Here is a 12,565-nt window from a genome sequence, read left to right as displayed (position 1 = left end):
GTCACAAGCGGTAGAAAATAGCCCATAATCCTGCCGACGGATTTGCCATTTTTCATCTAATCAGAGGTTTGTATGCCACACCCGATGAAGAAAGAGGATTTTCCGGTCTCCAACGTCAGGCACTTTCTTGAACCGGGTCCTGTTGTGCTGGTGTCATCGCAATGGCAACAACATACCAATATCATGACCCTGGGCTGGCACATGGTCATGGCGTTTTCCCCTTCGCTTATCGGTTGCGTGATCGACGCCGGGAATCACTCCCACGCGCTGGTGCGCGACAGCGGTGAATGCGTGATCAATGTTCCCTCGGCGTCGCTTGTCGATACGGTGGTGGGTATCGGCAACTGCTCAGGAAGCGAGGTCGACAAGTTCAAAGCGTTTGAGCTAACCCCAGGCGAGTCAGAAAAGATCAATGCGCCACGCATTGAGGAATGCTACGCGTCCTTCGAGTGCCGTTTGCACGATGACGCCATGATTGAGCGCTACGACCTGTTTATCTTTGAGGTCGTTAAAGCCCATGTAGCGCCTTCGGCAGATGAGGAAGAATCGCTGCATTACCGGGGAATGGGCGAGTTCATGCTGTCGGGATACGCCATCGACCGTCAGGCTTTGTTCAAGTCGTCGATGCTTGTCTGAGCCAGTCAGCAATGGAGGAGTTCATTGCTTATCCTCTTCAGGCGGTGTCCAGATAGGCACATCCTCGCGCTGGGGTTCGGGCCAATCTTGTTGCATAGCACTATTCAGCGCTTCCTCAAGCTTCATGAATAGCTCACCGTAGCGGGGGCTAAAGTTAATACCGCCTTCAATCTCTTTCCAGGCTTCAAACAGCTCGTCTTCGTGGGCCTCTTCATTTTGTACGAATGACCAGGTCATTTGCTTGGCGCGCATAGGATGAACGCCAATGGCGGTGAGCGCGTGACCTCCTAACTCCAACGCGGAATGATAGGTCTCGCTGACGATGTCGTCGGCCCCGGCTTCTCGCAGCTGATAACTATGTCCCCGGTCAAAGGCGCGAGCCAACACCCAAACATGGGGGTAGAACTGCTTCACGTGCTTAACCATCTCCACAGCGCGGTCACGGTCATCGATGGCGATGACCAGTAACCGGGCGTGCTCAATACCGGCGGTTTCGAGCAAGTCGGAGCGGCTGGCATCGCCAAAGTAGCTTTTGATGCTTATTTTGCGCAGGTTTTCGATCTGCTCAATTTCAAGATCCAAGGCCACGATGGGAATATTATTGGCGCGAAGCAAACGACAGATAATTTGCCCAAACCGGCCTACGCCGGCGACGATAACCGGTGCCTGCTCTTCAATCGCATCGGCCTCACGATCATCGTTTTTAGCGCTACGGTAGCGCGGCAATACTAGCCGATCGTAAGCGATAAACAGTAGTGGCGTTAAGAACATCGACAATGCCACGACGAGCGATAGGATCTGGGAAATATCAGCAGGAATAACGTTGTTTTGCGCACTGTAGGTCAGCAGCACAAAGCCAAATTCACCTGCCTGGGCAAGGCTTAGGGTGAATAGCCAACCGTTACTCCCGTGAACCCGAAACAGCAGCGCCAAGCCCAGCAAAATTACGCCCTTTACGGCGATAACCGCTACCCCTAGCGACAGCACCGTGCCCCACTCCGCCGCCAGCACGGCGAAATTAATACCCGCCCCTACCGTTATAAAAAACAGCCCCAGTAGCAGCCCTTTGAAAGGCTCGATATTAGCTTCCAGCTCGTGCTTAAACTCACTGTTAGCGAGCACTACCCCAGCTAGGAAGGCGCCCAGAGCGGGGGATAAGTTAACCAGACTCATTAACGCGGCAATACCAATCACCAGCATCAGTGCCGTGGCGGTAAACACTTCACGCAGGCCAGAGGCAATCACATAGCGAAACAGCAAAGGCACCAAATAATAGCCCCCGACAATGACGCCGGCGATGGCCGCCACAACCACCAGGGCGTGCGCCCAGCCGGGCAGATGCGTTACCAGGCTTATGCTGGCGTGACCATCATCGCCGCCCGCGCCCATCAACTCAGGCAGTGCCAGCAGCGGAATCAGCGCCAGCATGGGGATCACCGCAATATCCTGAAACAGCAGCACCGAGAAAGCACTGCGCCCGCCTTCCGTTTTAGCGAGCCCCTTTTCATTCAGCGTTTGCAGCACAATCGCCGTGGATGACAGCGCAAAAATTAACCCCACCGCCAAAGCGGTCTGCCAGACAAGTCCCAGCCACCAGGCGAGAGCGGTACCCGCCGCAATGGTTAGCACTACCTGAAGCCCACCCAACCCCAATAGCCGCACACGCATCGCCCACAGGCCTTTGGGGTCAAGCTCCATGCCGACCAAAAACAACATCATGACGACACCGAATTCAGCAAAATGCTGAATGGTGGTGGTTTCTTGCCCAACTAGCCCTAGCACAGGGCCAATTACCACCCCTGCCACCAAATAACCCAGCACCGATCCAAGCCCAAAACGCTTGGCAAGCGGCACGGCAATCACCGCGGCGACAAGATAAATAAACGCTTGAATAAAATAGCCGGTCATTGGGACTCCTTAAATTGACAGGCGCTGCTTGACTTCCCTGAGCAATAATTTATCGTACTAGTACGCTAGTACATTACTCATTGCCCGGTGGCTCACCACGATGCTTTCAAAACATCCCTTTACCACATGACTTCAACTGATGATTACCAAGCTGAGCTCATTGGTCATTTGCTCGCCATTGATTCACCTGAAGCGATGGACGACGCGCTGGCGAGCCTGCTGACGCCTGCAGAGTACCAAGAAATCAGCAAACGCCTACAGATTTTTAAGCTACTGCGCGAGGGTGTGCCCCACCGCAAAATTGCCGAAACCCTCGGCGTGGGTATCGCCACGGTTTCACGGGGATCCCGCGCGCTAACCGAGTTACCTTCTTCAAGACCCTCTTCACGGAATGATGAATCATGACCACTGCTGACACGCACGCCTCACCAGGCCCGCAACCTTTTAAGCTGCCCCGCAAGCCGCACTATGTGACTTTGGCGGCGGATTGCGACTTCTTTGCCCTGTTTCAAAAAATCGAGCGCCAGTTTGATACCTGCTACATGCTGGAATCGCTGGGCGAAGATAGCCATATGGCGCGCCACTCGATCATTGGCTTCGACCCCGAGTACACGCTCTATGCCAACGGCAACACGCTAAGCATTGAAGACCGTGACGGCAATGCCAACCACTACCCAAGCGACAACCCTTTTGAACTACTGCGTAGCCTGATCCCGCAGAATATTATTTCCCGCAAGTACGCCGGCGGGCTAAGTGGCTATCTCGGTTACGATGCCATGCAGTACTTTGAGCCATCGCTATCGTTAAAAGCCAGCGACGACTTCGATACCTTCCGCTTTGGGCTTTATAAAGACGGCCTGATCCTCGACAAGATGACCGGGGAAGTCACCTATTTCTATTACGACAACAGCCGCTACGACTTTCTGCAGACGCTGATCGACGCTGACGACACGCCGCCTGGCCCGCTTCATATTACAGCCCTGGGCGACACCATGAGCCAGGCAGAGCACGCCGAGGCGGTGGCCAAAGTGAAGCAGGATATTATCGAGGGGAAGGTGTTTCAGTGCGAGGTCGGGTTTAAAAAGCGCTTTAGCATCAAAGGCGATTCGCTGGCGCTGTATGACCAGCTACGCACCATTAATCCGTCGCCACAGATGTACTACGTCAAATTCGGCGACCAGAAGCTGATTGGCGCAAGCCCCGAGCTGCTGTTCCGGTTGCGTCAGGGCGAAATGGAGACCTTCCCGCTTGCAGGCACCACCACTCGGGGACAAACGCCCCAAGAAGATACCCAGCTCGCCCGGGCGCTGCTCAACGACCCCAAAGAGATCGCCGAACACAATATGATTGTCGATCTACACCGCAACGATATTGGCCGGGTGGCGCAGTTCGGCACGGTGAAAGTGCGCAGCCTGATGGATATCAAACGCTTTAGCCACGTGCAGCATATTTCCAGCGAGATCGTCGGCATTATCGCCGAAGGCGAAGATATGTTTACGGCGCTGGCCAGCAACTTCCCGGCAGGCACCCTCACCGGCGCACCCAAAATCGAGGCGATGAAAATCATCGACGACCTGGAAACCGACGGGCGCGGCCCCTACGGCGGCGCGGTGGGCCAGTTCTCATTTAACGGCGACTGCACCTTTGCGATTCCCATTCGCACGGTGTTTGTGAACGGCGAGCGCGCCTACGTGCAAACCTGCGGCGGCAATGTGTTTGATAGCAACGCCGACGACGAATATGAAGAGATTCGCCGCAAATTTGCCGGCACCCGCAAAGCCCTTGCCCCCTTTATGGACACGGAGAGCCAAGCATGAAGGTACTTATCATCGATAATTACGATTCCTTCACCTATAACCTTTACCAGTTTATCGGTGAGATTCTGACCACGGAGAAAAATCGCGGCGGGCTGGCCCATTTTGAGATTATCGTTAAGCGCAATAATCAAATCGACTTCCAAGCCATCGAAGCCATGGCTCCAGATCGCATTATTATCTCCCCCGGCCCCGGCTCGCCGGATGACCCGCGTTACTTCGGTGTGTGCGCCGAAGTGATCGAGAAACTGGGCAAGACCACGCCGCTGCTGGGGGTCTGCCTGGGCATGCAGGGTATTGTGCATGTATTCGGCGGTAAAGTGGTTCAAGCGCCGCTGCCGATGCACGGCAAGATCAGTCCGATCAACCACAATAACCACTCGGTGTTTAACGGCGTACCCGACCAGCTTGAGGTGATGCGCTATCACTCGCTCATTGCCGATGCGACCACTCTGCCTGAGTGCCTGGAGGTGACCGCCACCGTGGGTGCCCTGGAAGCTGACAATTTTGAACAACGCGACCGCTGGCAGGCGATGGATGAATTCGAACTAATGGGTGTAAAACATCGGGACTACCCGATTCACGGCATTCAGTTCCACCCGGAATCGTTCGCCACCGAAGGCGGCAAAGAGCTGATTGCTAATTTCCTGTTTGCCTGAGCAATCAAGGCCGACGGCATACAGATCAACGTTTGCCTTTAGCGCGGGGCGGCTTGCCGCCCGCCGCTGGCTTACCGCGCCCCACACGCCCTTTGCCAACCGGCTTAGCGCCCGCTTTTCCTTTTGCGTTTGGCTTGCTGGCAGCTTTGCCTTTTGGCTGGGGCTTGCCTGGTGCACTACCTTTCGAACCGGTACGCACTTTTCCGCTGGCGGCTTTTTTACCTTTAGGGTGTGGTTTAGTCGCCGCAGCTTTAGCACCCGCCTTAACCGGTTTCTGGCGGCCCTTAGCGTTCTTTTGATTGGCCTTACTGCGAGGCTTTTGCTGAGGCTTGGAGGGTTTATTCGGTTCGGGCGACGCCGCTGAACTCTCTGTCAGCGCGATGATGGTGTCCATCTCTTTGGGAGTCAGGTCGCGCCAATCACCCAGGGCTAGGCCCTTGAGCGAAACGTTCATAATGCGCGTGCGAATTAGCTGGGTGACGTCATAGCCGAAGTAGTCGCACATACGACGTATCTGCCGGTTCAGCCCCTGCACCAAGGTAATGTTGAACTCAAACGTGGACACCTTCTCGACTTGGCACTTTTTGGTGACCTGGCCAAGAATCGGCACGCCGCTTTGCATCCCTTCGATAAACTCATCGGTGATCGGCTTGTTGACCGTTACCCGGTACTCTTTCTCGTGCTGATTATTAGCGCGCAGGATTTTATTGACCAAGTCACCATTATTGGTCAATAAAATCAGCCCCTGGGAGTCTTTATCCAGTCGACCGATGGGGAAAATTCGTGTGCCGTGTTTAACGAAATCGACAATGTTGTCTTTTTCACTCGACTCGGTGGTACTAACAATGCCCACCGGTTTATTAAGGGCGATGAGGACAACATCTTCCTCTTCCTGGGGCTCAATATCTTGACCGTTCACTTTGACACGATCGCCCGCGACCACTTGATCACCGGTGGTGGCACGGCGGCCGTTGATCCACACATTGCCTTGCTCAACGTAGCGGTCAGCCTCACGCCGCGAGCAAAGCCCACTTTCGCTGATGTATTTATTAATACGCGTAGATTTTCGTAACGACATAAAACGCCATCTGGCTTAAAAGAAATAAATAAACGATCAAAAAGAGGAGCCGGGCTGTTTGAGAAAGGCCAGCTCCTCGTCGGTCGAGGCCCGCCCCAGCAGGGCATTGCGGTGCGGGTAGCGGCCAAAACGATCAATAATCGCCTTGTGGCGCACTTCAAAGTCGAGGTTTTTCTCCAACCCCGGCTGGTCAAACAGTTCCATCGCCCGCTCGTGAATCGCCGCCGACTCGCTATGCATATAGGGCATATACAGAAACGCCCGCTGCTCGCTGGAAAGCGCTGCGTCAGCACCTGCGGCCACCGCTTCCTGAGCCAGCGCCAGCGCCAAGGCATCGGTCGCAAAGGCACGGGCGTCGTCGCGATATATGTTGCGCGAAAACTGATCAAGCACAATGATCTCCGCGAGCCGTCCTTCGGCCGTTTGCCGCCATGCATAACACTCGCACTGTGCTGCTTGGGCATGCAGTACACCAAACCGCGCCGAGATCGCACGATCCATCTCAGGGTCTTTTTTAAACCATTGAGCAGGCGTCAACTCATTGAACCAGAGGTTAAGCACTTCGTGCGCATTCATCGGCATCTCACCACTCCGCTAAGTTGATGGACTCAATCCCGCCACGCTGGCGTGGCGGAAGTGACCTTATGTGATGATTAACCGGTGTTGCGCAGACCCGCGGCAATGCCCGCCATGGTCACCATTAACGCCCGGGAAAGATCGGCGCTGATGGCGCCATCGGCATCGCGATTACGCTGTAAAAGCTCCGCCTGCAAACCATGCAATGGATCAATATAAGGGTTGCGCACATCGATCGCCTGGCGAATCAGCGGGGTATTTTCCAGCAGCGCGTCTTGCTGAAGAATATCCAGCACGGCCTCTTCCAGCCGGGCAAAACGTTCACGCAGCTGTTTACCCAGGGCCTTGAGGGATGGCTCATCCACCAGGCGGTGTTCGTAGTAAGCCGAGATCGCCACATCGGCTTTGGCCAGCAGCATTTCCAGCATGTCGAGATAGGTGCCGAAAAACGGCCATTCGTTGCGCATTTCTTGCAGTACGTCGCGGCCGCCGGGCTCTTCTAATCGAAGCGAGAATGCCTCGCCGCTACCCAGCCATGCTGGCAGCATTAAGCGGATCTGCGTCCAGGCGAAAATCCATGGAATCGCGCGGAGGGTTTCCACCCCGCCATCCTGGCGCCGCTTGGTGGGTCGCGAGCCGAGTGGAAGCCTACCCAGCGCCCCTTCCGGTGTCACCGCACGGAAGTATGGCACGAAGTCAGGGTCTTCGCGCACCAAGCCCACATAGGCGGCATGGGCCACGCTGGAAAGCCGATCCATCTCCTCGCGCCAGTGCGGCTCGGGCGCCCTGGGGGGGAGCAGCGTCGCCTCCATCACCGCGCAGGTGTAAATTTCCATCGAGCGCAGCGCTATGTCCGGCTGGCCAAACTTAAAGCGAATCATCTCACCCTGTTCGGTGACCCGCAGACTGCCATTCACCGAGCCGGGCGGCTGGGAGAGAATCGCCGCGTGGGCAGGACCGCCGCCACGGCCTACCGTGCCACCCCGGCCATGGAACAGCGTTAAATCGACCCCATGATGCTCGCATACATTGACCAGCGATTCCTGGGCGCGGTACTGGGCCCAGGCGGCGGCCAGCTGACCCGCATCTTTGGCGGAGTCTGAATAGCCGATCATGACCTCTTGGCCGTCCTGCATCAGCTTGCGATAGCCCGGCAACGCCAGCAGTTGGTCGATCACAGCACCGGCGTGGTCGAGATCGTTGAGGGTCTCAAACAGCGGCGCGATGGGCAGCGTGACTTGCCCGCCGACTTCTTTCATTAATAGCGCCACGGTGAGGACGTCGGACGGCTCCGCGGCCATCGAAATGATATACGTGCCCAGCGCTTCGGCATGTTCCTGGGCGATGACCTTGAAGGTATCCAGCACCTCGCGGGATTCCGCCGAGCACTCCCAACGGCGCGGAATGAGCGGTCGCCTTGAGTCCAGTTCTGCCAGTAAAAATTCCTGGCGTTGGGCTTCATCCCACTCGCGGTAATGACCTAAGCCCAAAGCCTCGGTCAATTCTTCCATTACTTGGGCATGGCGACTGGCTTCTTGTCGCAGATCGAGCTTGGTCAGCGTCACGCCAAACACCGCGACCCGGCGCAGCGTATCCAACAACGCACCGTTGGCGATGGTATCCAGCCCGACATCGCACAGCGAGCGATAGCATGCAAGCAAAGGCGCGTAGAGTTGATCGCGGGTTTCGATAATTGGCCCGCCACTATAGTTTTTCCCTTCGAGCTCGGCCTTGGCCCAGTCGCGGGTTGCCTCCATTCGCGCCAACAGGCGTTTTAGCACTTCGCGATAAGGCTCTGTCACATCGCCCGCCTCGGCTTTCAGCGCGCTATTGGCCTTCCACATGGAAAGCTCGGTTTTCAGCTGTTCAAGGTCGCGTAGATACAAATCGGCGGCCATCCAGCGGCCCAACAAAAGCACTTCGCGGGTGACTCGGGCGGTAACATTGGGATTACCGTCCCGGTCGCCGCCCATCCAGGAGGCGTAGCGAATGGGAGCGGCATCCAACGGCAAGCGCTCACCCGCAGTATCCAGTAATAGGTTATCCAAATCGCGATGAAAATCAGGCACCGCCTGCCATAGCGAGTTTTCAATTACCGCAAACCCCCACTTAGCTTCATCCACCGGCGTGGGTCGCTCGTGGCGTATTTCGTCGGTATGCCACGCCTGGCTAATCAACTCTTCAAGCCGGCCTTGGGCACGAGTGCCGCGCTCAGGATAGTCATCGGAGCTCTCAATGGCCGTTAGGCAGTCGTCAATCGCGTCGTACTTTTGGATCAGCGTGCGGCGGATAACTTCCGTAGGGTGAGCGGTGAGCACCAACTCAACGCGCATGGTGGCTAGCGTCTCCACCAGTTTGCGCGGCGAGTTGCCCGCCTGCTCGGCACGCTTCAGCAGATCACCGAGTACCGGCTGCGAGCCGGGCTTGTAGTCTTCCACGCGGCGGAAGCGGGCCCGATAGTGCTGCTCGGCGATATTCGCCAAGTTCAAAAACTGGTTGAAGGCGCGGGTGACAGGCAACAAATCGTGCTCGGGCAACTTACGCAGGTATTCGATCAAATCACGTTGTTGCAGCGAATCGCCCTGGCGTCCTTTTTTGGCATGGGCACGTATGGTTTCGATTTTATCAACGAAACCCTGGCCTAAATCATCGGCAATGGTTCGCCCTAGGCTATCGCCCAGGATACGCACGTTATCGCGTAGCGATTCGTGTAGATCATGGCTCATGGCAGGCCTCCTTGCAGGGGTCGCGTAAACGTTAAATTAAGAACGCATAAATCGGGTTTCTTGGGCTTTGGCCGCCACCCAGTGGGTTTCCATCTCGTCTAGGGTGGCGTCGGTTAACGGCCGGTCAGCGGCCGCCAACTGGTGCTCAACGTAGCGAAAGCGCCGCTCAAATTTGCTATTGGTCGCGCGCAGGCTCTGCTCGGGATTAGCTCCCATCGTGCGCGCCAAATTGGTAACGGCAAACAGCAGGTCGCCGACTTCTTCTTGGGCGTGCTGCTGATCGCCCGCTGCGAGCGCCTCTTCGACTTCATCGAGTTCTTCACGAATTTTGGCCAGCACGCCCCGTGTGTCCGGCCAGTCAAACCCCACCCGCGCGGCGCGCTTGGAAAGTTTGGCGGCTCGGCTGAGCGCAGGTAGCGTGCGCGGCACGTCGTCCAGCACCGAAGGGGCCTCGCTGGTTCGTTCGGCGCGTTCTTCGGCTTTCAATGACTCCCAACGGCTGTTGACCTGCTGGGTTTGCACGTCGTCAGCGCTGACCCCTGGCGAGCGGCGCGAGGTTAAGGTGCCATCAGGAAACACATGTGGGTGTCGGCGTAGCATTTTAGCCGTTAGCGTATCGACGATATCGTGAAAATCGAAGCGCTGCTCTTCGGCGGCAAACTGGGCATAGTAGACCACCTGAAACAACAAATCCCCCAGTTCGCCAGGCAACTCGTCAAAGGCCCGCCGCTCGATGGCATCGGCCACTTCGTAGGCTTCTTCAAGGGTATGCGGGACGATGCTGTCCCAGTCCTGCTTGATATCCCAGGGACAGCCTTGTTCGCGGTCGCGCAGCACGCCCATCAGCGTGATTAAATCGTCCAGCGAGTAGCGCATCAGGCCCCTCCTCCTTGGGTATTTTTGTCAGGGTCGGTGTCGCGCAGGCGGCGTACCTCGGTCACGTTGGGTAGCTGCTGAATACGCGAGAAAAGCCGCCCTAGCGCTTCCAAGCCGTCGACTTCCAGGGTAATGCGCAGCCGCGCGATGCCTTCGTCGGTATCCGTGAGGGTATTCACCGCCAGAACGTTAACCTTCTCATTACCCAGCAGCCCGGTGACATCGCGCAGCAGGCCCGAGCGATCCCAGGCTTGAATCTCGATGGTGACCGGATAGCGCGTCTCGGCGCGCTCGCCCCATTCCACTTCAATGATGCGCTGGGGTTCATCCAGGCGCAATTGCAGGATATTGCTGCAGTCCTGGCGGTGCACCGTGACGCCCCGTCCCTGGGTAATAAAGCCGACAATCGGCTCGCCGGGTACCGGACGGCAACAGTTAGCCATGCTGGTCTTAAGGTTGCCAACGCCCAGCACGGTAATGTCACTTTTAGTGGCTTTACTGGACTGGCGCTTGGGTTTGGCCAGCAGGCGATCAAGCTGTTCTTGATCGTCGGTTTCACCAAACAATTGCTGCGCCTGGTGGAGTACTTGTCCAATGCGCAAGTCACCAGCGCCTAGCGCGGCGTACATGTCGTCTGCCGTTTGGTAATTAACCGCTTTGGCCAATTTGGGCCGATCCAGCCCTTCCACATCTAAACGGCGCATCTCGCGCTCAAACAACGCGCGCCCTTCATCAAGGTTTTGATCGCGGGCCTGGTACTTGAACCAGGCTTGAATCTTCGCCCGCGCTCGCGAGGTGCGCACATAGCCTAGACTGGGGTTCAACCAGTCGCGGCTTGGCCCACCCTTGGTCGCGGTAAGAATCTCGACCTGCTGGCCGGTTTTCAACTTGTAAGTGAGCGGCACGATACGGCCGTTGATTTTGGCCCCTCGGCAGCGGTGACCAATTTCGGTATGCACCCGGTAGGCGAAATCTATCGGCGTGGCGATACGTGGTAGATCGATGACATGGCCATCCGGGGTAAACACATAGATCCGATCCGGGGCAACGTCGCTGGATAGCCCTTCGCGCAGATCGCCAAAGCCGCCTACCTCGTCCTGCCACTCCAATACTTGGCGAAGCCAGGCGATTTTTTCTTCGTAGCTGCGACTTTTGGCGTTGGTATCGTGGCCTTTATAGCGCCAGTGGGCACAAACACCCAGCTCTGCTTCATCGTGCATTGCAAAGGTGCGGATCTGAATTTCCAATACTTTATTTTCCGGCCCCATCACGGCGGTATGCAGCGACTGATAGCCGTTTTTCTTGGGATTGGCGATGTAGTCGTCAAACTCGTTGGGCACGTGGTGCCAGCGGGAATGCACAATCCCCAATACGGTGTAGCAGTCGGTCACTTCGGGCACCAGAATGCGCACCGCACGCACGTCGTGCACCTGGGAAAAATCGATCCGTTTGCGCTTCATTTTGCGCCAAATCGAGTAGATATGTTTGGCGCGCCCGTCCACATCGTAATGATGGATGTGCTGAGCTTCCATTAAGCTTTTAATGGTTTCCACGACGTCGTGAATATAGCGATCACGGTCCAAACGCTTCTCGGCCAGCAGCTTGGCAATCGCTTTATACTCTTCCTCGTGCAGGTAGCGAAACGATAGATCCTCGAGCTCCCACTTGATTTGCCCGATGCCCAGTCGATGCGCCAGCGGCGCATAAATATCGGCCACTTCCCGGGCGACCTGGTGGCATTTTTCCCGCGGCGCGTGTTTGACTTGGCGCAAGGCACAGGTGCGCTCGGCAATTTTGATCAATGCAACGCGCACATCGCCAACCATATTGACCAGCATCTTGCGCAGGTTTTCCTGCTGATTGTGTTGACCCATGCCATGGTCAGGCGCCACCGGGTAGCTGATAGCGGCCATTTGCAGCACACCATCAATCAGGCTGGCCACTTCTTTGCCAAAGCGCTTGGTCACTGCTTCCAGGTTTAATAAGCCTTCACGTACCGCTCGGTAAAGTACGGCGGCTTCCAAGGTAGCCTGGTCGAGCTTGAGTTCTCCCAAAATATCGGCCATTTCAAGCCCCATGCGAAAACTCGAACCGGGCGTTAGCCACACGCGGTGCGATCGCGGTGCGCCGAGCTCTAGCGTTTCGGCAAGCTCGCAGGCTTCCTGCAATCGTTGCGGTTCAGGTAGACGCACATCTTCTTGCAGGCGCATTAACCATTGCGGTATGTCCACCGTTCCGGTGTCGGTTAGCGGTTGGTCTTCACGCACTTTTACCATGACGATATCCATCCTT

At 56.5% G+C, this 12,565-nt stretch carries 10 protein-coding genes; 4 read left to right on the top strand and 6 right to left on the bottom strand.

What is annotated here, in order from left to right; genetic code table 11:
• Positions 1 to 72 precede the first annotated feature (72 nt).
• Positions 73 to 636 (top strand): flavin reductase family protein, encoded by a 564-nt coding sequence (locus BLR97_RS05075; protein WP_089703151.1) that lies wholly within the window; start codon positions 73 to 75, stop codon positions 634 to 636.
• A 21-nt stretch (positions 637 to 657) separates the two neighbouring features.
• Here the strand turns inward: BLR97_RS05075 and BLR97_RS05070 are convergent, their stop codons facing one another.
• Positions 658 to 2,544, bottom strand: coding sequence for a monovalent cation:proton antiporter-2 (CPA2) family protein (locus BLR97_RS05070; RefSeq protein ID WP_089703149.1), 1,887 nt, complete (start codon positions 2,542 to 2,544; stop codon positions 658 to 660).
• A gap of 126 nt (positions 2,545 to 2,670) precedes the next feature.
• Between BLR97_RS05070 and BLR97_RS05065 the strand changes: the two genes are divergently transcribed.
• Genes BLR97_RS05065 through BLR97_RS05055 form a run of 3 tightly spaced genes read left to right on the top strand, consistent with a single transcriptional unit; the run spans position 2,671 to position 5,017 of the window.
• Positions 2,671 to 2,949 (top strand): Trp family transcriptional regulator, encoded by a 279-nt coding sequence (locus tag BLR97_RS05065; protein WP_089703147.1) that lies wholly within the window; start codon positions 2,671 to 2,673, stop codon positions 2,947 to 2,949.
• Positions 2,946 to 4,361, top strand: a complete 1,416-nt coding sequence (locus tag BLR97_RS05060; protein ID WP_089703144.1) for an anthranilate synthase component I family protein — start codon at positions 2,946 to 2,948, stop codon at positions 4,359 to 4,361. Before BLR97_RS05065 ends, BLR97_RS05060 begins: the two co-directional genes overlap by 4 nt.
• Positions 4,358 to 5,017: an anthranilate synthase component II gene (locus BLR97_RS05055; protein ID WP_089703142.1), complete on the top strand. Its 660-nt coding sequence runs from the start codon at positions 4,358 to 4,360 to the stop codon at positions 5,015 to 5,017. Before BLR97_RS05060 ends, BLR97_RS05055 begins: the two co-directional genes overlap by 4 nt.
• A gap of 25 nt (positions 5,018 to 5,042) precedes the next feature.
• Here the strand turns inward: BLR97_RS05055 and rluF are convergent, their stop codons facing one another.
• The 5 genes from rluF to relA form a co-directional block, all read right to left on the bottom strand.
• Positions 5,043 to 6,095 carry a 23S rRNA pseudouridine(2604) synthase RluF gene (rluF, locus tag BLR97_RS05050; RefSeq protein WP_089703140.1) on the bottom strand — a complete coding sequence of 351 codons (1,053 nt, stop codon included), beginning with the start codon at positions 6,093 to 6,095 and terminating at the stop codon, positions 5,043 to 5,045.
• Positions 6,096 to 6,131: 36 nt separating this feature from the next.
• A complete protein-coding gene (locus tag BLR97_RS05045; protein ID WP_422821909.1) occupies positions 6,132 to 6,671 on the bottom strand; it encodes a DUF924 family protein in 540 nt (179 codons plus the stop codon).
• Positions 6,672 to 6,748: 77 nt separating this feature from the next.
• Complete coding sequence (ppc, locus tag BLR97_RS05040; RefSeq protein WP_089703136.1) at positions 6,749 to 9,397, bottom strand: phosphoenolpyruvate carboxylase; 2,649 nt, start codon at positions 9,395 to 9,397, stop codon at positions 6,749 to 6,751.
• A gap of 36 nt (positions 9,398 to 9,433) precedes the next feature.
• A complete protein-coding gene (gene mazG, locus BLR97_RS05035) occupies positions 9,434 to 10,273 on the bottom strand; it encodes a nucleoside triphosphate pyrophosphohydrolase (protein WP_089703134.1) in 840 nt (279 codons plus the stop codon).
• Complete coding sequence (gene relA / locus BLR97_RS05030) at positions 10,273 to 12,549, bottom strand: GTP diphosphokinase (protein WP_089703132.1); 2,277 nt, start codon at positions 12,547 to 12,549, stop codon at positions 10,273 to 10,275. Before relA ends, mazG begins: the two co-directional genes overlap by 1 nt.
• Between the last annotated feature and the right edge of the window lie 16 nt (positions 12,550 to 12,565).

Source organism: Vreelandella arcis, assembly GCF_900103865.1.
Taxonomy (GTDB): Bacteria; Pseudomonadota; Gammaproteobacteria; order Pseudomonadales; family Halomonadaceae; genus Vreelandella; species Vreelandella arcis.
The sequence above is the reverse complement of the archived record's forward strand: the minus strand, read 5'-3'. Positions and strand labels throughout refer to the sequence as shown.